This is a genomic window from Streptomyces sp. NPDC042201, from assembly GCF_055582185.1.
This window is the reverse complement of the sequence record NZ_JBVJDS010000004.1, coordinates 490,928-509,058: the sequence shown is the minus strand read 5'-3', so window position 1 is coordinate 509,058 and position 18,131 is coordinate 490,928. Positions and strand designations below refer to the sequence as shown.

Here is an 18,131-nt window from a genome sequence, read left to right as displayed (position 1 = left end):
AGGACCGGCCGGATTCCTGTGCTTCCTACCGCTCCTGGAGCACGGAGAGGGTGTTTCCCGCCGGGTCGGTGAACCAGGCGATGTACGGGCCCCCGGCCCGGAAGACGCCCTTGTCGTCCGTGTCCATGCCGGGGTAGCGCTCGAAACGCACCCCCCGCCGGGCCAGCTCGTCGACCGCCGCGTCGATGTCGTCCACGGGGAAGTTGAGGACCGTGAACGACGCCGGCGTGTGAGCGGGCTTCGGGTAGACGAGCACGGAGGCGCCGCCGCCCAGGCGCAGTCGCAGCATGCCGTGATCCTCGGAGACGTCCAGTCCCAGCGTCTCGCCGTAGAAGCGGTGGGCCTTCTCGATGTCGTCCACGGCGAATCCGCTGAACGCCTTGCTGTTGCCGAACATGGCTGAGTCCTTTCCTGGGGCTGTCAGAGGGGTAGACGTCCGAGGAGCCCGGGAATCATCGCTCTCCCCGCCGGCCGCCGGACACGTCGTGGGGCAGCAGGCGCCCGGTGGGGATGAGAAGCGCGCCGAGGCCGAGCAAGGTGGCGGCGTACAGCCATCCCCCGAGGACATCGCTCACCCAGTGCACCCCGAGATAGATCCGGCTCAGTCCCACGGCGACGGCCCAGCAGACGATGAGCGCGCAGAGCGCGCGGGTGGCGGCCGTACGGCTCCGGCGGGCCAGGGCCCAGACCAGCAGGCCCGCCACCAGCGCCGAGGTCGTCGCGTGTCCGGAGGGGTACGCGAACCCGGAGGCATGGGTCGCCCAGTCCGCCATGGCGGGCCGAGGACGGCCGATCGCGTGCAGGACGGCATAGCGGACGGCCTGCCCGACGACGAGAAAGGCGAGGGCGCCGGCCGCCGCGCTCAGCCGGTGCCGCAGGTCGTGGCCGGCGATCAGACCCGCGCCGATGGCACACAGATAGGGGTAGGGGCCGGTGCCGCTCGCCGTGACGACGCGGGCCGGCGTGAGGGCGCCGGCCGGGCGGTGCCCCAGCGACCAGGCGAGCGCGCTCCGGTCCAGCGGGAACGGCGCCCCGTGGCGGGCCGCCACGCCCACGGCCAGCAGGGCGAAGAGCGCGGCACAGAGCGCGGTCACGCCCAGCGCCGACGTACGGCGGCTGCGGCCGGCCGCAGCCGCGGGATGGCTCACCGCGGCGCCGCCGGCGGGCGCAGACGGGTGTCTCTGAGGCGCTCCACGAGCGGCACGGTGCGGCGCGCGGCGACCATCAGTGTCCAGCTCAGCGCCGTGCCCACGACCAGACCGAGGGCCACATCATGCGGATAGTGCGCCCCGACCCACACCCGCGACACCGCCATCAGCAGGGCGGCCAGGACCGCGACCGCCGCGAGCACGCGGTCGGTGAACAGGAGAGCGGTGGCGGCCGCGGCGGCGATGGCGGCATGGTTGCTGGGCAGCGACCAGTCGCCCAGCGGGGGACAGGCCTCGATGGTCAGCGTGTGCAGGGTCTGACACGGCCGCTGCTCCCGCAGCAGCGACTTGAGGCCGTCGTTGGCCAGATACGACACGACCACCACGAGGGGCGCGGCCAGCGCCAGGGTGCTCCGCGCCGGGGCCTCGGGGCGGGCACGCCACCACGCGGCCAGCAGGAGCACGCCGAACAGCGCGAGTCCGTAGGTCGACCAGGAGGAGACCACTGTGTCCAGCCAGACGGGTGAGCGCTGGGCCATCTCGGTCACGGAGGTGTACAGGCCGTCGTCGAACCAGCTGCCGTCCTGAAGGGGCGCCGCCCCCGTACCGGCGATCAACGCGCTCCCTCCTCGGACCCGCGGCGTGAGCGTGCGCGCAGCAACTCCAGGGCGATCGGAATCAGCGAGACGATCACGACGAGCGCGACGATGGGCAACAGATAGCGGTCGACGTTGGGTACGGACGAGCCCAGCGCGTATCCGGCGAGCACGAGTCCGACGGTCCAGACCGCACCGCCGACGATCTGCCAGAGGGTGAAGAGCCTGGCGGGCACGTTCAGGGCGCCGGCCAAGGGGTTCAGCACGGTGCGCACGACGGGTACGAACCGGGCCAGCACGATGGCTTTGGCATGGCCGTACCGGTCGAGCAGTTCCTCGGCGCGGGCCGCTCCCTCGTGGAGTTTGCGGGCACGGCTGCGCGCCAGCAGCGCCCGGCCGCCGCGCCGGCCGATCCAGTAGCCGGTCTGCGCCCCCAGCAGGGCGCCGACGGCCGAGGCGACGAGCACCTGGGACAGTGCGAGATGCGCGGCCCCGTGCGCGCCGGGGACGCTCAGCAGCCCGGCGGTGAAGAGCAGGGAGTCGCCGGGGAGGAAGAAGCCGATCAGAAGTCCGGTCTCGGCGAAGAGGACGACGGCGATACCGAGGGCGCCGAACGCGGAGAGCAGTGATCCCGCGTCGAGGAGGTTCACGGCCTGTGGCATAGCCGTGAGGGCGGATACGGCCATAGGGGGCTGCTCCCATAATGGTGGGCAGGGGTGTCCTGCGTGACGATCCGATTGACTACAGTTCTGTAGACGGTCTACTTCACTGTAGACGAAGGAAACGGGAGGAGCATTCCCATGGGCGACGAGGGCCCGGAACGGCGGCCGGCGGGGGAGCTGGAAGCCGGTGTGCTGGCGGCTCTGTGGGCCGCCGACACGCCGCTCACCCCTGGCCAGGTCCAGGAAGTCCTCGGGGTGCCGCTCGCCCGCACCACCGTCACCACGATCCTCTCGCGGTTGTACGAAAAGGGCAGCGTCACCCGGGTCAGGGCCGGCCGGGGTTACGCGTACACCCCGACCGAGGACGCCCCGGGCCTGACCGCCCGCCGTATGCATACGGAACTGGCCAAGGACGACGACCGCAGCGCGGTCCTCGCCCGCTTCGTCTCCCAGCTCAACGACGAGGACGAGCTGCTGCTGCGGTCCCTGCTGGACGGCGGCGAGGCCGGATGATTTACCTCGTCTGGGTGCCCCTGCTGATGCCCTTCCTCGCGGTGCCCGCCGCGCGCCGGGTCGCGGCGGCCCTGCCGCCCCGCCACGCCGCGTGGCTGCTCACCGCCGCAGCGCTCGCGCTGGCCGCCGGCAGCTCGGCCGCCCTGGCCCTGCTGGTCGTCCCCGGCGCGTCGTATCTGCCCGCCGTCGCCGTCCTCGGCGAACTCCTCGAACCGCTGACGGCGGGGCCGCCCGCCCTGACCATCGCGCTCGCGCTCGCTGCCGGCGGCCTGCTGGCGTGGCGTACCGCGGTGCTCGCCGTCGCCGCGCACCGGCACCGGGCGGATCTGCGCCGGGCCAGGATCGCGGTGGGCGGTACGGACGGGGAGCTGGCGGTCCTGCGGGACAGCTGCCCCGACGCGTACGCGCTGCCCGGCAGGCCCGGCCGGATCGTCGTGACCACTGGCATGCTGCGGGCCCTGGAACCGGCCGAGCGCGAGGCGCTGTTCGCCCATGAGCGCGCCCACCTCCGCGGCCACCACCACGTCCTCCTCGCGGCCGTGGAACTGGCCGCTCTCTGTCACCCCGCCCTGCGCGCCCTGCGGGAGCCGCTCGGCTACGCGCTGGAGCGCACCGCGGACGAGGCCGCGGCGGTGGCCGTCGGCGACCGGCGCCTCGCCGCCCGCGCGATCGGCCGGGCCGCCCTGGCCGCCCGCGCCGCCGGGACGCCCGGCCGGGTCCGGCCGCGCGCCGTCCTCGCCGCGACGGCCGGCCCGGTGCCCCGTCGCGTCGCCGCCCTGCTCGGCGCGGAGGCGAGCGCTCCACCGGCCGCGCCCAGGACCGGCCGCCTCGTCGCGGGCCTGCTGCTGATCTGCCTCACGCTGTCCGGCGCCACCGTGCTGGGGGCGGCGAACGATCTGCACACCCATATCGAAATCGCCCAGGGGGAAAGCGCCGCGAAGTGACCTCCCGGGGTCCGGCCGGGCCGCCGTCTCAACCGGGTAATCGGCCCAGTTGTACGGTCTCCCCGAAGGATTCCTCCCGTGCGATCCGTGGTTCCGCGGTATCGCTGTTTCCGCGCTGTTCCTGCGGCGCGGTCCGGGAAGAGGCGGCGAGAGGGCGCTCCCGGCGGTACGCCTCCGGCATCGCGGCCGGAGTGAGGAGAACCGGAAGCGCTCGGTCCATTCTCAGCGCGTCCACCGATTCCGCCAGCAGTTCATATTCCGTGGTGTCGTCGCGCGTGGCGACGCGAATGAGACGCCCCGCGGCCAAATGCTCCGCGACCATGTCCTGATGGGAAGCGTCGTCCCGCCATATCCGGAGCGTCGCCGGCACGTCCGGAACGCTCTCGCCCACCGGAGCGAGCGCCTCGGCGGGGAAATGATCGCTTTCCGGGCTGGGGTCGAGCCGTTCGGCGATCCAGGTGGCCCGGTCCCGCAACCACCACAGTGCAAGTGCCAGAGTGGGGGCGCGGTAGGTGCCTAAAGGGACGCCGATACGCTGTCCACCGCAGACTCCGTACGCGGTGACATGGCACAGGAATTCGTCATGCACGGCCGCTCTCCTTGCGCCGTTCTGTGGAGGCCGGGTGGCCTGGGCCGCAATTCTTGCGCAGTGACGTTGCGCGGTGCCGCGGGGCGATTTCCGGGAGAGCAGTGTGGTCGGCCTTCGATCGCCCCAAATTACCATTATGAATGGCTTGCTGACACGCTGTCACCAGGCGGTTCCAGCCAGAATAGGGACACGTTCACCGCGCTTTATGGCCGAAATTCGCGACCCGCGATGAAAACGTCTGGCCGGGGACACGCCGTGCATAGCCGCATGATTATATAGCCGCTGGGATATGTTCGATGTATGCCCATACCGTTCGACGTCCTCGCAGAGCCGAACCGGCGGAAGATCCTCGATCTCCTCCTTGAGCGCCCGTACCTGGTCGGGGAGCTCACGGACCGCCTCGGGCTCAGCCAGCCGGGCACCTCGAAGCATCTGCGGGTGCTGCGCGAGGCCGGACTCGTCCGCGTCCGGCAGGACGCTCAGCGCCGCTGGTACGAGCTGCGGCCCGAGCCCCTCGCGGAACTCGACGCTTGGCTCGCCCCCTACCGGCATCTGTGGTCCGGCGCTCTCGACGCGCTCGAACGGCATCTCGACGCGATGGAGGACGACTCCTCATGAACATGAACACCCACGCCGACACCCTGACCACCGCCGACGGCCGGACCTCACTCCGGATGGAGCGCAGGCTCCCGCACCCTCCCGAGCGGGTCTGGGCCGCGCTCACCGACCCCGCGAGTCTGCGGCAGTGGTTTCCCTCCGAGGTGACCGTGGAACTCGTGCCGGGCGGCGCGATCGGCTTCCGCTTCCCCGGCGAGAGCGGACCGGGCATGACCGGCACCGTCACGGACGTGGACGCACCCCGCCTCTTCGCCTTCACCTGGGGCGACGACCATCTGAGCTGGGCGATCACCCCCGACGGCGAGGGCTCGCTGCTGACCCTCGTACACACCTTTGACGACCTTCCCGGCGCCGCCAGCTTCGCCTCCGGCTGGCAGCTGTGCATCGCCGCGCTGGCTCAGCTGCTCGACGGCGGGCCGGTGCGGACGGACCGTGACGCGGGGGAGCTGCACGAGGCGTACGTCCAGCGGTTCGGCCTCGGCCGGGGCGTCGTCGAAACATTCGAGGGGGGCAAGCGGCTGCGCCTCGAACGCCAGCTGGTGCGGCCGGCCGAGACGGTCTGGGAGGTGCTGTCGGCCGGCATCGAGCCGGTGGCGGGGCTGCCCGTCCCCGAGGGGTTCACCGCCGAGAAGGTGCCGGAGGGACACGTCACGGAGGTCCGGGCGCCGAAATCACTCACCTACACCTGGGAGCCCCAGGGCGCGGTCAGCTGGGACTTGGGGGAGGGTACGGGCCACGGTGCCCGGCTCGTCCTCACCCAGAGCGGCCCGCCCGGATTCGACGCGGACGCGGCTCTGGCCGCCTGGCGCACCCGTATCGAACAGCTCGCCGCGGAGCTCCTCGACGTCCGGTGAGCCGCGGCGCCGCCCAGTCATGGGGCGCGTGATGCGGGGTACACGGAGGCGGGAAGTCCCCCCAGTGGCTTCCCTGTCCGTGCCACCCGAGTGAATGGAAGGTGGGAACCCTCGTTAGGGTGCCTTGAATGTTTGCTCTGCGCTTTCCCCCCACAATTTTGCTAAGAGGCGTGCGCACTGCCCCGGGTTCCCCCTGGGAGGCGATGTGACACAGGTCACCGAGCAGTCGCTAAGGCCCACGTCAGGTACGAAGACGGCCGAAGCAAAGGCGGCCGCCCCACCGGCCAAGAAGCGGGACGCGTTCTTCGACAACGCGAAGTACCTGGCGATCGTGCTCGTCGCCATGGGCCATGCCTGGGAGCCGCTGCGGGACAGCAGCCGGGCGGTCTCGGCGCTCTACATCTTCATCTACACGTTCCACATGCCGGCGTTCATCATCATCTCCGGCTACTTCTCGCGCAGCTTCGACTTCCGGCCCGACCGGGTGCGCCGTCTGATCACCGGCGTCGCCGTGCCGTACATCGTGTTCGAGGTCGCCTACAGCCTCTTCCACCGGTGGGCCGCGGACGACCCGTCCATGCCGATCAGCCTGCTCGACCCGTGGTATCTGACCTGGTTCCTGCTCGCCCTCTTCGTCTGGCGGATCACCGCGCCGATCTGGCGGCTCGTCCGCTGGCCCGTCCCGCTCGCTCTGGCCATCGCGGCGCTCGGCGCCGTCTCGCCGGACATCGGTGACGACCTCGATCTCCAGCGGGTCCTGCAGTTCCTGCCGTTCTTCGTGCTCGGCCTGCGGCTGAAGCCCGAGCACTTCGCGCTCGTGCGCCGCAAGGAAGTACGCATCCTGGCCGTGCCGGTCTTCGCGGCCACCGCGGTCTTCGCCTACTGGGCCGTCACCCGGATGAACATGGCGTGGTTCTTCCACCGCGACAGCGCGCAGGAACTGGGTGCGCCCTGGTGGAGCGGCATCCTGATGACGCTCGCGCTGTTCGGCTGCTCCCTCGTCCTGACCGCCTGCTTCTTCGCCTGGGTTCCCGGCCGCAGCCTGTGGTTCACGGCCCTGGGAGCGGGCACGCTCTGCGGCTATCTGCTGCACGGATTCCTCGCCCAGAGCGCCGACACCTGGGGCTGGTACGGCGCCGACTGGCTGCACCAGCCGTCGGGCGCGGTCTTCGTCACGCTCCTCGCCGGCGTGGTCGTCACCCTGCTGTGTACGTCACCGGTCCAGCGGCTCTTCCGTTTCGCCCTGGAGCCCGACATGACCTGGGCGTTCAAGAAGGACCCCGCCGCGCGGCGCGGAAGAAGCTGAGCGGAAGAGCTTCGCGGGGAGGCCCGGATGTGATGCGGGGCGGTGGCCGTCGGCCACCGCCCCGCACCCGTGTCCGGCCGCTCAGAGGTCGAACTCGTGCGGCGGCAGGTCGAGCGCGAAGCACGCCTCACGGACCACGGCCTGCTCCGACTTGTCGAAGTCGCCGTCGGCGCCGCCGATGACGATGCCGATCTGGATGACCGCCCGCGCCTCCGCGGGCTTCTTCTTGGCCTTGGCGATCTCCTGGAGGATGCCGACCTTCCCGAACGCGAAGTCGGCGGCGAGCTTGTTCAGCGCGTCGTCGAAGCGGCGCTGAAGGTCCGCCGCCGGGAAGTTCTGCAGCACCTCATTGGAGGCGATCAGCGAGGCGACCCGCTGACGCTCCGCAGGGTCGACCGAGCCGTCCGCCGCGGCGACCAGGGCGCACATCGCCATACTCGCGTCCCGGAACGCACCGCTCTTCAGGTCGTTCTTCTTCGCCGTGAGTTGCGTCTGCATCGTCGCGGCGGATTCCTTGAACCGGTCCCACAGGGCCATCGCGTTCATCTCTCCTCAGGTGTTTCACAGAGCCAACCGGACAACGTCCGGGACCGCCGAGGCGTGCCCGCGCCGGATCACGCCACGCCTTCGGACGCGTCCGTGTCCGTCCTGTCCGCCGCCGCGGGGCCGCGCTGGGCCGGTACCTCGGGACCGCCGGTCCGGTACTGCTCGGACTGCAAAGAGAACAACTCCCGGAAGAGTCCGGGCCCTTCGTGATCGTCGGCCATCAGCGAGGTGAAGTCGCCCGCCTCCACGAGCCGCCCCCGGTCCAGGACATAGATCACATCGGCCGACCGGACGCTGTGCAGCCGGTGCGTGACGAGGATGACCGTCTGCCCGTCGCCCGCGAGAGCGCGGATCTGCTGGAACGCGGCGATCTCGGCCGCCGGATCCATACTGCTGGTCGGCTCGTCGCAGATCAGGACCGCGGCCTGCCGGTAGTACGCGCGGGCCAGGGCCAGCCGCTGCCACTGGCCGCCCGACAGGTCCACGCCACCCTCGTACCCCTTCTCGCACAGGGTGTCCCAGCCGCGCGGGAGTTCACCGACCACCGTGTGCGCGTCGGCCAGGGACGCCGCCGCTTCCAGCCGTTCGAGGTCATGGATCTCGGACGGGCGGCTGATGGCGACATTGGCCCGCGCCGTGAACGGCCACCGCTGATAGTCCTGGAGCACCAGGGCCACCTGGTCGAAGAGCTGGTCCCGGTCCAGCTCCCGTACATCGGTGCCGTCCCAGCGGACCTGGCCCCCGGACGGCAGATACAGGCCGGCGAGCAGCTTGCTGAGCGTCGTCTTGCCACTGCCGTTGACCCCGACGAGAGCCACGGTCTGGCCCCGGCGAATGGTCAGGGAGACCGCGTCCAGGGCCGGAGTCTCCCGCCCCGGATAGGTGAAACCGACCCCGTCGAACTCGATCAGCGCGGGCGGGCCCGGCACCGGCGTACCGCCCGTGGGGATGGCGCGGAGCCGGGACTCCTCGCCGGCCCTGATCAGGTCGGTCATGAACAGCGACTGCTCGTACAGCTGGTGCATATGGGTGACCATGCGGCGCAGTCCCGCGGTGCCGTTGGTCAGCGCGAGCGCGGCCGTGGCACCGGAGGCGAGCGGCAGATGGCCATGTGTCAGCAGCCAGGCCAGCAGCCCGTACGTCACCGCCGCGGTCAGCCCGGACAGCGCCGAGGTCGCCAGGTCCGTCCCGGCCTCCCGGTGCGCGAGCCGCGTCTGCTCCTCCGCCGCCTCGACGCCCATCCGGTCGAACTGCTCCAGCAGAAATGGGCCCGCGCCGTGCACCCGCAGCTCAGGTCCGGCCTTCTGGGAGATCAACAGCCGTCGCAGCTCGCTCTGCTGGCGTACATGCTCGATCCACACCTGAATCGATTCGTAGGTACGGCGGGCCGCTTTGACGGTGCCCCACGCCTTGGGCACCACGACCGCGATCAGCAGGGGCAGCAGCACCGGATTAGTCGTTGCAGACACCGTGTCCCCCGCAGGTCGTGTCGCATTCCGGAGGGCTGGCGCTCCGGCGTGTGATGCGCTGCGGAACGTCGGTGTGTACCTTTCACCGGGCGTTTCGCATGACCAGCGTTGCAGCGGAAGGAGTGCGCGCGCCCACGGTTGCGGCAGGTTGCATCTCAGGCAGCTGACGCGGCCCCGGAGGTGACAGGACCAAGGCCGGATGGCAGGTAGCGTAGGGCCGTCGACACAGCCTCCTGCGCTGTCGTGGTCTCTGCGAGGACCTTGCCCATGTAGTGGGCGCTGACGGTGTACCGGGTGTCCCGATGAGCGTCCAGGGACATTGGGACGACGGTGAGGTGAGGGCGGGTACTGGTGGAGAACCGCAGTGTCCAGTGACTGGTGAACGGGTAGAGCTCCCGTAGCGCACGCTCGCTGTATGCCGCTTCGACAAGCGCCTGGTACTCGGGCCAGTCCTGTTCGTGTGCCTCCGTGCGCAGGTGTTGCCACTCGGACTCGGCCAACTGCACAGGATCGTGGTCGGGCACCTCGAAGCGGCCGGTCAGGCGAACAAACGACGTGGCCTGGCGGATGTCGGAAAGTGCGGTTCCCGCGTGCCATGCCTGTGCGACCCTGCCAATCTGGGCCAGATCCTGCGTGTTTCCTTCGATGAGCGTCATGTCTTGAAATGACTCGCAGCCGCGGATCGACCACCGCCGTTCGACCGCCCACGCGCTGATGACCAAATCATTCCGATGTGGAGCTTCACTCGCAACGATGGCCTGGCCAAGCGGGTCGCTTTCCGAGACCGCGATGGGTACGGAGAGGCTGTCCTTGACCGCAACGGCCTGGAGCGCGGTGCCGAGACTGCCTTTGGCTGCGATGTCGGGATACAGAGCGGCTGGATCAGTGGAGGTGGCCATGAAGCAGATTGTGCCGCAACCGCCTCGTCGAGATCCCCTTCTAACTGCACGAGCCGAAGGGCGCGACGTGGTTCGTCCTGGCCCCTGGCAGCTGTCGCACGACGCCGATGTCGGTAACTTGCCTGCGCAGACGCTCGATCTCGTCGTGCTGAGCCGCAAGGCGAGAGATCGCCAGGGTTCTGAACTCGGCGAGCTGCGCGATCTGCTCGTCGCGGGTGACGATGCGCTCTTTGAGCCCGGCATTCTGTGCCTTGAGCCGTTCAATCTGCGCGATTCGGGGATCGACGATCTCTCCGGCGTCGCGGAGTTCGTTCAACCTGCGCTCGAACTCTTCGGCGAGGTGCTGGTAGGCCCCGGGCCGGGTGGTTCCGTCGCGGTTCTTCTTGGGATAGAAGCCGGTGCGGGTCACGCCAGCCAGGGCGGCGAGGGTCTTCAGGTCGGCCTTGCCGCCGGGTGGGAGATCTCCCTTCAGGATCCGTTCCATGGCGGCTCGGATTGCGGCCTCGTTGTGGGTCTTGGATTCCTCGGTGAGCCGGGCCATCTCAGTCCTCTCCAATGGAAACGGTCTGGGCGGCGTCGATCTCGGCGACGACTCGCAGAGCGCGGTCGCGTTCGGGGGTCAGCCGCGCCTTCTCGCCCTTGGCGACCCGGGGGCTTTGAATGAACACGTCGATGGCGGTGGCCTGCCCGGCCCACACGGGACGGTGACACGGATGGTGGGTGGCCTGCGGGCAGCGCGCCGAGTCACACATCCCCACAAGCGGCTTCGTGGCATTAGGCGTGCCGGCCAGGCGCAGGCATAGGGCTTTGGACGGGTCGCGGAACCAGCAGAAGTTGGCGGGCCCGACGTGGAGTGTCCTGGCCTGCTTGCGCAAGAGTCCCTCCAGGTGACGGTCGTCCTTGAGGATCTTCGGGTCCGTACGGGCCGCGTTCTTCAACTGAGCGTCCACGTGGAGGAACGCCTCGATCAGGCTCCGAGCACCCGGCCCGGCGGGCATCCGGCCCGCCTGGACATCCCGGAATGCCTCCACCGTCAGCTGCACGTGATGGGCCTCCTCAGCTTCCTCGATCTCGGCGTGGAACAGTCGCTGGGAGCCGCCGGGGCGAGCGGCATAGCCTTCCGTGGTGGCCACGGAGATGTGCTTGAGGGCGACCTTCGCCGCCAGGAGGCCGCCGGGCCGTTCTGCGATGGTCAGGGACAGCGTCCGGCGCAACATCCGGGCGCTGAGCGGACCTTGGGGAATGACCGGCAAGCCCCAGCGTTCCCGGTTGCCGGTCCGCTCCAGCCAGTCGCGCAGATTCTTCAACCGGCCGGCCAGGCCGATGGTGCCGAATAGTGCTTCACCGGCGGGCCGGTTCACAAGCCGTTCAGCGAGGGCCACAGCCCGGTCCACCTGCTGGATGACCACCCACTCGTCGGGTACTCCTCCGAACTTCTGCCCTTTGATCAGGCGGCTGGCGAGCCGGAACCGGCGACCGCCCCCGGGCGTCGCCACGGCGGGGAGTCGGCATCCTGTCTCGATCTCCAACAGTTCACTGGTCCGCATCCCGCTGAGGGCGCAGGTCACCACCAGACAGGCCGTCACCGCATGATCGACCATGAAGACCAGATCGCCGTCGGCCAGTGGCAGTGTCCACGGGACGAGCTCGCCGTCGATCGCACGGGGGACTGCTGCGGCCTGCCTGGCCAGCGGCGGCTGGAAGCCGACTTCGGTGGCCAGCGCGGTCAGTTCTGGGACCAGTGCCTGCCGGGCGTCGTACCCAAATCTGCAGGCGCCTACGGTGCGGGCGAGAGCTTCCCACCCCAGATGCTTCAGCGGGCCTTCCTCTCCCAGCGTGGACCGCTTGCGCAGCTGAACGTCATCGGCTGCGGGAAGGGGCTCGCCCGATGTGCGCATGCGTTCCAGGGCCTGCCGCACAGCGGGAAGCTGGGCCAGGGTGATGCCGCCCGAGGCCGGAAGGCTCGCTCTGTCGGCGCGCACCGTCTCCAGCAGGTCCGCGAGATGCGGCCCCACCTCGTTGACCAGGTGCAGGCAGGTGGCCAGCAGCGGTTGCAACATGGAGTCGGGCACGGGAGGCGTCAGGTTCGGCCCCTTCGACTTGTAGCCGACGACCTGGGTGGCGGTCTTCCCCTTCCACGGTACGAACCCAGCGGCGTAGGTGTCGCCGGACAGCAACTCTCCGTACTGTGCGATCAGCTTGAGGATCTTGACGTGTGCCACGGTCGAGTACGGCTCCAGACGACGTCGGGGCTGCCCTGGTCGGGGAACAGTCCACGAACGTTCCTCCAGATAGCGCCCGCACAGTTCCTGCGAGACGCCACCCAGGTCGGTAATGCCTTTTCCAGTGAGCCAGTTGAACCACTCGACGTACCTATCGAGGAAGCTGTAGAGGGTCCGAGGAGAACGTGCAGCCCGCAGCGCGTGGGCACATTCCAGCACTGCCTCGTACTGCGGCGCCAGCATCGCCAGCAGGATCTCTTTGGCCACGACCCGCCACAACGGATTGATGATCTCGGCGAAGTCCCAGATCTGCTCGCGCTCGGACATCATCCGGTGCGCGTCCACGAGACCGGAGAACACCCAGCGATCCTGCTCGAACTGCGGGCGCACAGCATCATCGGCCAGCCTCAGCCCGGCAATCTCACACACGTCCCCCTGGGCAAAGACCGAGACCGACCGGCGGCGCCGAGGCAGGGGCGCGGATACGGGGCGGGGCATCACAGCGTGCCCTCCTCGGGCCGGAGCGGGAGATCAGTGTCGTCGTCCGCCACCTCACGTGCGGCTTTCACCTTGGCCTCCTCGGAGAGCTTCGGCAGGATCTCGTTGGCCAGACGGTCGGCGTACGGGCCGAAGACCCGGACGAAGTTCTCCGTGGGCATCTGCCGGAACTGCCGCGCGAAGAAGGCGTTCAGCCGCAGCAGGTTCGCCGCGTGACGCGGCAGGAACACCGCCAGCGGGCACAACAGGCACACCCACGGCCGGGCCGGACACGGCTGCCCGGCCGGACCGTGCACCCCGGCCAGTTGATCGGCGCACGCCGCGGTGAACACATCACGCTCGCCGCCGACCAACTCGGCGATGGCCACAGCGTCCAGCTCAAGCCGCTTCACCTCATCAGGGAAGCCCTCGGCGAATCGCACCGCCTGCTCCGCCGAGAGCACCACTGGCGACAGTGCCTTGCGCAGCACGTCGGCCTGGCCGTCCTCGATGATCGACTCCACCGCGTCGAGCTGGGCGGGGCTGGTCGGTGTGACGTAGTGATCGCCCTCGGTGCGGGCGGTGTGCTTCGGATCGATCGTGGCCCGTCCGGTCCATCCCCGTCTCGCCAGTCGTTCGTGGTACGTCGCACGAATCCGACTGCGATGGATCACGAACGGATTCCCCGCATCGTCCTCCAGGCCCACCTGCTTCACCAGATCCCGATGGCGGTTCGTGCCCGGCGGAGGACCGACGATCGGGCTGAACCCTCCATTCGTCGTGAACCACTTCGGGCTGTACGAGATCCACAGCTGCCCTCGGAGCTCGTCGTCGGCGAAGCTCCGCAGCGGAGCCGAGTACTCCAGCCACCGCTCCAAGAGCCGCACCGCGCGAGCCGGGAGATGGGAACTCTCCCGCGCTGTACGGCCCTTGATGTAGGTGATCAGCATTGAGGTGTCGCCGGTCCACTCGAGACCATCCAGCTTCAGATCGTCGATGCCGTCTGGGACGACCCCGCAGTACATGCCGAACAACACGGAGTAGGCGACTTGGACGATCGGGTGCGGAAACAGATCGCTGCGCACCTGCCGCACGGCCCGGCGCAGGTCCCACTGCGGCGACTTCGCGCTCCGGGCTTGGACCCGGTACCCGAGTCGGTCCGGGAAAGGGCCGTCGCGCAGTAGTAGCCAGGCGATGTCCTGCGAGCTGTGGTCCGTGCCCGCCGATGGTTCCGCGCCCCCAGCGGCCAGTGCCAGAGCGCGCCGGTGTCGACCCCAGCTGTCGTCCACCACCGCCCGGCAGCCCGTCTCCAACCGTTCCCACTCGCCGTCTGTGTACGCCTTGTACGGACTGGTGCTGCGATACGCCTGGATCTGGTTCCCCAAGAGATACGCGCGCACTTCTGGACGCAGGGCTCCTGTGACCGCGTCGAAGCCCTTCAACAGCATGCGGGTCTCGCGCTCACGGGAATACGTGCTGGTCATCCAGTAACGGACCAGAGACGCCCGTGTCAGCTCCGAGGCGGACCCGGCAAACCCGGCCGTGCTCAGGGCAGTCACCATCTTGCGGACGGCCACCGCGTACGCCTTGACCGTGTTCTTTGCGCCGATCCCGCCATTCGGATGGGCGTTGGCCGCGAGACCCTGTGCCAGGTCGCGCGCCAGCCCGGGGTTGGGGAGGCCGGCCAGAGCAGCCGTCCACTCGCTGCCGTTGGGGAACGTGAATTGCACGGACAGCGGTTCGTCGATCACGTACGCGGGCATCAGACCGTCTCCTCGTCGTCGAACTCGGCCGCCGCCTCGGCGGTGGCTCCCGGATCCGGAGCACCGGTCGTGTCCTTGTAGGCGTCGCGATAGATCCGCGTGACGTCCAGGCGAGCGATGTAGAGCTCCGTCGACAGGACGCTCTGGTGGCCCAGCAGGTCCCGCAGGATCAACATGGGGTCGTTCCGGGTCAGATACAGAGCCATCGCGGCATCATCCCCGGTGCTTGCCGCAAGGGCGGCCGCCCGCTGGTAGTAGCCCGTGACCAGCCACTCCAGGGTTGCCATCGCCATCGAATGACGGAGCCGGTGCGGGGCCACCATCGGAAACCGCGGCTCGAACCGCTCTCGAACACGGGCCGACGTCCGGCGGAAGACCGTTGCCCAGTCCACGAACGGCTTTCCCGAGGACTGCAGGCCCACCAGCGCCGACCCGCCCTCCGGGGTCACCAGGCGGAGCCGCTCGGCAGGACGTAGTTTTCGCCACGACCGCCGTTCTCCGTTGAGGAACGCCCCTTCCCAGTCTGGCTTCTCGACGATCAGAGGCCCCCCCAGCTTCGACGGTGGCCGCCACCGGCAGCCTTCCGTCGACGCCGCCCGGTCCAGTTCGATGTACTGGTGCACGTCGGCGAGTGCCTCATAGCTGATCCACGACGTGCGGGCCTTCTGCCCCTTGGTGATCGCATGGCTCAACGGAAACAGCACCGGCAGTTTGCGCGGACGGGACGGGAGTGGCGGCACCTCGTAGATCGTCAGGTGTGTGAACTCCTGCCGACGCAGACCACTGGACAACACAAGGCCGCCCATCGCCGCGTTGCGGGCCCCCTCCCGGCCGCGGTAGCTCGGGTCCGGCTCGCCATCCGGGCCGAGCCCTGCCAAGCCCTGCACGAACAGCTCCGCGAAATCCCGCTCCAGGTACTTGATCGTCGTGTGCGGCCTCGGAGTTCGCAGCTTCGCGAGGTTCCGCTCCACCTCGACCAGAACACCGTCCGCCATGCGGCGGCTCGCCCGGTAGCTGAACGGCACATCGGCAGCGACGCCCTCGTCCCGGGCCCACGTGTAGAAGCCGGACAGAATGCCCATGCTGAGGTTCCACGTGGTGGGGTCCCAGCGGTCTTTCAACTCGCTGCCCAGTCGGTACTCGGCGTACATGCTCAACGCGGCGCGCAGCTCCGTACGGCTGCCCAGGGGGCTGACGCCGCGGGCTTGGAGGAACGTCAGCCAATCCCGGAGACAGCCCGCACTGTTCCGCCACGTACGCACGGCCGGGGACCCGTTGAGCGGCAGCCCACGCAGCCACTGATTGACGAACGCCGCTGGGCGGGGCGCTCCGGGGGCGTCCTCGAGTATCAGGTCGTCGTCGATGAGTACGGGCATCTGCTCGCGAATGAGCGGCTGTTGGTCCACATCCCAGGACTCCCAGCCCGCAGCGGAGAAGCTGATCAGGTGCATGGTCCGGAGGCTAGATATTCGACACGCCCTGGATGCAGCAGACTTCGTGAAATCACTCGTACGTGTTCCACGAGGAATGAGACACGATGATTAAGCAACGACTTCCGGATGCAGGAGGGCGAGCACCCCGCTGACCGCGATGAGCGCCATCAGGGAGTCGACGATGCCCAGGGCGTGCTGGATCAGCCGGCGAGCGGCGGTCTGGCCGTGCTGCCCCGAGTCGAGGATCTTGTGGAAGTCCGGCTGCTCCAGATGTTCCATCTCCACCCGGATCACCGGGGTGAGCATGGTCAGCGCGGCGATCCGCTCGACCTTCGGCTCCAGCCGGCCGGTGGCACCGAAGGAGACGGCGCGCAGTGTGGCCGCCAGAGCGCCGGCGCCGCCGACCCAGAGCAGGGAGGGCAGCGCCTCGGAGATGCGGTCGGCGGTGGGCCCCGCGGTGAAGAGACTGACCAGGACCCGGTTGGTGGCCAGCAGCCCGAAGACGGTCGCCGCGGCCTGGCCGAGCTGTGCCAGGGCGACGACGGTCAGCGCGAGGCGATCGGCGCGCCAGGCCAGCGAGACCGTATGGCCGATGAGGCTGGGGATCTGCCGCAGGATCGCCCAGAACGACGCCTTGAGGCGCGCGCCCTCATGGACGGTCCAGCCCCAGGAGCCCTTCAGCCGGCCGCCGAAGAGCAGTTGCTCGGGCGGCGAGTTCTGGACGTACGGCTTCCGGCCGAAACGGAACAGCTTCATGCCGCGACCCCGCCTTCGGCGTCAACCCGGCGTACGTTCACCGTGAGCGCCGTGCGGTCGCACTCGAACGCGCGATGTCCGCCGATGCCGCCAAGGGGAGTGGGAACGGGATACATGAGTCCTCCTGAGCTGACGACGACGTGTAGGGACGCCCGGACAACGGACCTGATCAAGGGCGTGTAACGGGCTGCGCCGGGCGAATCGTCGGACAGAGTTTCGAGAAGGTGCGGCAGCCCGTGCGGGCCGGGCGCAGTCGTTCGTCATGCTGCGTTCGAACCACCCGGGAGGGGGCGTTCACTCGATCGGGGGGTTGTGTTGCGGTCGTGAAGTGACGTGCCCCGGCCCCGTCCCGGCGTACGGGGGCGACGGCCCCGGCGCCGGAAGGAGCGGGCACCCCTGATCGGCCGGGTGGCGTCCCGGGCGGGCTTCGCCGCCTTGCGAAGGCACATGATCGAGAGGGTCCGGCCCCTCGGCCGCTGCCGTGCGGCCAGTGCCGATGCTTGAATATTCAATGACGGGGCGTAGGCTCCTGCTGGGTGCGGCGGCAGCGCATCACGGGCCCTCGGCCGCAGCCCCGTACCCGTACAAAGGGAGAAGAGCGCCGCCATGCCCCACGCAGAACAGACCCCTCCGGTCGTCCACTGGTCGCGCGAGGAGGCCGGCCGCGACGGCACTCCGCTGCTCGTGGCGCTGCACGGCCGGGGCGCGGACGAGCGGTCCTTCTCCGAGATCACCCCGTATCTGCCCGAGGAGACCACCATCGCCTTCGTCCGCGCTCCGATCGCGGAGGGCGGCGGCTACGCGTGGTTCGAGAACCGGGGGATCGGACGGCCCGTCGCCGCCTCCCTCGCGGCCAGTTCGGGACAGCTTTTCTGCTGGCTCGACGCGGTGGCCGCCCGCCACAGCTCCGTCAGCCTGCTCGGCTTCTCCGGCGGGATGGCGATGGCGGGCGGTCTGCTGCTCGCGCAGCCGGAACGCTTCGCCTCGGCGGTCCTGCTCTCCGGCACCCTGCCCTGGGACGCCGGCCTGCCCGAGGAGCCGGGCCGGCTGACCGGCGTGCGGGTCCTCTGGGGGCGCGACGCCGCGGACACGGTCATCCCGGCGGACCTGGTGACACGTACCGGCGCGTGGCTGCGTGAGCAGTCGGGCGCGGAGCTGGCCGAACGCACCTATCCCGCGCTGGGTCACGCGATCGGCGCCGGGGAGCTCGACGACATCCGGGTCTTTCTCACCGGCGCGGGTGGCTGACACCGGTGCCCGGAGGGGCGCGCGGGCGCCGGGCGCTCCGCCTTCATACGATCTCGATGTCACCGATCACCAGCTGGGAGAGCACCCC

Annotated in this window: 18 protein-coding genes and 1 pseudogene; 6 read left to right on the top strand and 13 right to left on the bottom strand. The window is 69.6% G+C overall.

Annotation, left to right across the window (positions count from 1 at the left end):
- Positions 1-25: 25 nt before the first annotated feature.
- The 4 genes from ACZ6MZ_RS12650 to ACZ6MZ_RS12635 form a co-directional block, all read right to left on the bottom strand.
- Positions 26-397, bottom strand: a complete 372-nt coding sequence (locus tag ACZ6MZ_RS12650; RefSeq protein ID WP_384186888.1) for a VOC family protein — start codon at positions 395-397, stop codon at positions 26-28.
- Between the two features lie 55 nt (positions 398-452).
- Positions 453-1,148: a phosphatase PAP2 family protein gene (locus ACZ6MZ_RS12645; RefSeq protein ID WP_469351533.1), complete on the bottom strand. Its 696-nt coding sequence runs from the start codon at positions 1,146-1,148 to the stop codon at positions 453-455.
- On the bottom strand, positions 1,145-1,687 hold the full coding sequence (locus ACZ6MZ_RS12640) for a phosphatase PAP2 family protein (protein WP_469351789.1): 543 nt from the start codon (positions 1,685-1,687) through the stop codon (positions 1,145-1,147). Before ACZ6MZ_RS12640 ends, ACZ6MZ_RS12645 begins: the two co-directional genes overlap by 4 nt.
- A 74-nt stretch (positions 1,688-1,761) precedes the next feature.
- Positions 1,762-2,406 (bottom strand): DedA family protein, encoded by a 645-nt coding sequence (locus ACZ6MZ_RS12635; protein ID WP_469351532.1) that lies wholly within the window; start codon positions 2,404-2,406, stop codon positions 1,762-1,764.
- 138 nt (positions 2,407-2,544) lie between these two features.
- On the opposite strand from ACZ6MZ_RS12635, the gene ACZ6MZ_RS12630 reads away from it, so the two are divergent.
- Positions 2,545-2,919 carry a BlaI/MecI/CopY family transcriptional regulator gene (locus ACZ6MZ_RS12630; protein WP_384186691.1) on the top strand — a complete coding sequence of 125 codons (375 nt, stop codon included), beginning with the start codon at positions 2,545-2,547 and terminating at the stop codon, positions 2,917-2,919.
- The gene (locus tag ACZ6MZ_RS12625) at positions 2,916-3,863 is read left to right on the top strand and encodes a M48 family metalloprotease (protein WP_389792641.1); all 948 of its coding nucleotides are present in this window, start codon (positions 2,916-2,918) and stop codon (positions 3,861-3,863) included. The genes ACZ6MZ_RS12630 and ACZ6MZ_RS12625 overlap by 4 nt, the downstream gene beginning before the upstream one ends.
- Before the next feature lie 181 nt (positions 3,864-4,044).
- On the opposite strand, the pseudogene ACZ6MZ_RS12620 reads toward ACZ6MZ_RS12625, so the two are convergent.
- Positions 4,045-4,452 (bottom strand): annotated as a pseudogene (locus ACZ6MZ_RS12620) (hypothetical protein); the annotation flags it as partial.
- 300 nt (positions 4,453-4,752) lie between these two features.
- Between ACZ6MZ_RS12620 and ACZ6MZ_RS12615 the strand changes: the two are divergent.
- From ACZ6MZ_RS12615 to ACZ6MZ_RS12605, 3 genes are all read left to right on the top strand, one after another.
- Positions 4,753-5,070 (top strand): ArsR/SmtB family transcription factor, encoded by a 318-nt coding sequence (locus ACZ6MZ_RS12615; RefSeq protein WP_384192951.1) that lies wholly within the window; start codon positions 4,753-4,755, stop codon positions 5,068-5,070.
- Positions 5,067-5,924 (top strand): SRPBCC family protein, encoded by an 858-nt coding sequence (locus ACZ6MZ_RS12610; RefSeq protein ID WP_469351528.1) that lies wholly within the window; start codon positions 5,067-5,069, stop codon positions 5,922-5,924. The genes ACZ6MZ_RS12615 and ACZ6MZ_RS12610 overlap by 4 nt, the downstream gene beginning before the upstream one ends.
- A 205-nt stretch (positions 5,925-6,129) precedes the next feature.
- Positions 6,130-7,230, top strand: a complete 1,101-nt coding sequence (locus ACZ6MZ_RS12605; protein WP_469351527.1) for an acyltransferase family protein — start codon at positions 6,130-6,132, stop codon at positions 7,228-7,230.
- A gap of 81 nt (positions 7,231-7,311) precedes the next feature.
- Here the strand turns inward: ACZ6MZ_RS12605 and ACZ6MZ_RS12600 are convergent, their stop codons facing one another.
- The 8 genes from ACZ6MZ_RS12600 to ACZ6MZ_RS12565 form a co-directional block, all read right to left on the bottom strand.
- Complete coding sequence (locus tag ACZ6MZ_RS12600) at positions 7,312-7,767, bottom strand: tellurite resistance TerB family protein (RefSeq protein ID WP_384192953.1); 456 nt, start codon at positions 7,765-7,767, stop codon at positions 7,312-7,314.
- A gap of 77 nt (positions 7,768-7,844) precedes the next feature.
- A complete protein-coding gene (locus tag ACZ6MZ_RS12595) occupies positions 7,845-9,245 on the bottom strand; it encodes an ABC transporter ATP-binding protein (RefSeq protein ID WP_469351526.1) in 1,401 nt (466 codons plus the stop codon).
- A 155-nt stretch (positions 9,246-9,400) separates the two neighbouring features.
- Entirely contained in the window at positions 9,401-10,144 is a 744-nt protein-coding gene (locus ACZ6MZ_RS12590; RefSeq protein WP_389675752.1) for a DUF6193 family natural product biosynthesis protein, read from the bottom strand.
- Between the two features lie 40 nt (positions 10,145-10,184).
- Entirely contained in the window at positions 10,185-10,685 is a 501-nt protein-coding gene (locus ACZ6MZ_RS12585; protein WP_469351523.1) for a hypothetical protein, read from the bottom strand.
- Between the two features lies 1 nt (position 10,686).
- Positions 10,687-12,795: an integrase gene (locus ACZ6MZ_RS12580; protein WP_469351522.1), complete on the bottom strand. Its 2,109-nt coding sequence runs from the start codon at positions 12,793-12,795 to the stop codon at positions 10,687-10,689.
- Positions 12,796-12,863: 68 nt separating this feature from the next.
- Positions 12,864-14,606: a hypothetical protein gene (locus tag ACZ6MZ_RS12575; protein ID WP_469351521.1), complete on the bottom strand. Its 1,743-nt coding sequence runs from the start codon at positions 14,604-14,606 to the stop codon at positions 12,864-12,866.
- On the bottom strand, positions 14,606-16,057 hold the full coding sequence (locus tag ACZ6MZ_RS12570) for a site-specific integrase (protein WP_469351519.1): 1,452 nt from the start codon (positions 16,055-16,057) through the stop codon (positions 14,606-14,608). The genes ACZ6MZ_RS12575 and ACZ6MZ_RS12570 overlap by 1 nt, the downstream gene beginning before the upstream one ends.
- A 90-nt stretch (positions 16,058-16,147) precedes the next feature.
- Positions 16,148-16,795 (bottom strand): hypothetical protein, encoded by a 648-nt coding sequence (locus tag ACZ6MZ_RS12565; RefSeq protein ID WP_389675762.1) that lies wholly within the window; start codon positions 16,793-16,795, stop codon positions 16,148-16,150.
- Between the two features lie 606 nt (positions 16,796-17,401).
- On the opposite strand from ACZ6MZ_RS12565, the gene ACZ6MZ_RS12560 reads away from it, so the two are divergent.
- Positions 17,402-18,043 carry an alpha/beta hydrolase gene (locus ACZ6MZ_RS12560; protein WP_469351516.1) on the top strand — a complete coding sequence of 214 codons (642 nt, stop codon included), beginning with the start codon at positions 17,402-17,404 and terminating at the stop codon, positions 18,041-18,043.
- Positions 18,044-18,131 lie beyond the last annotated feature (88 nt).

Coding starts and splice junctions, on each gene's coding strand:
- ACZ6MZ_RS12640 (WP_469351789.1), bottom strand. CDS start 1,687: ATGGCCCAGCGCTCACCCGTCTGGCTGGACACAGTGGTCTCCTCCTGG.
- ACZ6MZ_RS12615 (WP_384192951.1), top strand. CDS start 4,753: ATGCCCATACCGTTCGACGTCCTCGCAGAGCCGAACCGGCGGAAGATC.
- ACZ6MZ_RS12625 (WP_389792641.1), top strand. CDS start 2,916: ATGATTTACCTCGTCTGGGTGCCCCTGCTGATGCCCTTCCTCGCGGTG.
- ACZ6MZ_RS12575 (WP_469351521.1), bottom strand. CDS start 14,606: ATGCCCGCGTACGTGATCGACGAACCGCTGTCCGTGCAATTCACGTTC.
- ACZ6MZ_RS12630 (WP_384186691.1), top strand. CDS start 2,545: ATGGGCGACGAGGGCCCGGAACGGCGGCCGGCGGGGGAGCTGGAAGCC.
- ACZ6MZ_RS12600 (WP_384192953.1), bottom strand. CDS start 7,767: ATGGCCCTGTGGGACCGGTTCAAGGAATCCGCCGCGACGATGCAGACG.
- ACZ6MZ_RS12610 (WP_469351528.1), top strand. CDS start 5,067: ATGAACATGAACACCCACGCCGACACCCTGACCACCGCCGACGGCCGG.
- ACZ6MZ_RS12635 (WP_469351532.1), bottom strand. CDS start 2,406: ATGCCACAGGCCGTGAACCTCCTCGACGCGGGATCACTGCTCTCCGCG.
- ACZ6MZ_RS12560 (WP_469351516.1), top strand. CDS start 17,402: ATGCCCCACGCAGAACAGACCCCTCCGGTCGTCCACTGGTCGCGCGAG.
- ACZ6MZ_RS12650 (WP_384186888.1), bottom strand. CDS start 397: ATGTTCGGCAACAGCAAGGCGTTCAGCGGATTCGCCGTGGACGACATC.
- ACZ6MZ_RS12590 (WP_389675752.1), bottom strand. CDS start 10,144: ATGGCCACCTCCACTGATCCAGCCGCTCTGTATCCCGACATCGCAGCC.
- ACZ6MZ_RS12565 (WP_389675762.1), bottom strand. CDS start 16,795: ATGAAGCTGTTCCGTTTCGGCCGGAAGCCGTACGTCCAGAACTCGCCG.
- ACZ6MZ_RS12570 (WP_469351519.1), bottom strand. CDS start 16,057: ATGCACCTGATCAGCTTCTCCGCTGCGGGCTGGGAGTCCTGGGATGTG.
- ACZ6MZ_RS12585 (WP_469351523.1), bottom strand. CDS start 10,685: ATGGCCCGGCTCACCGAGGAATCCAAGACCCACAACGAGGCCGCAATC.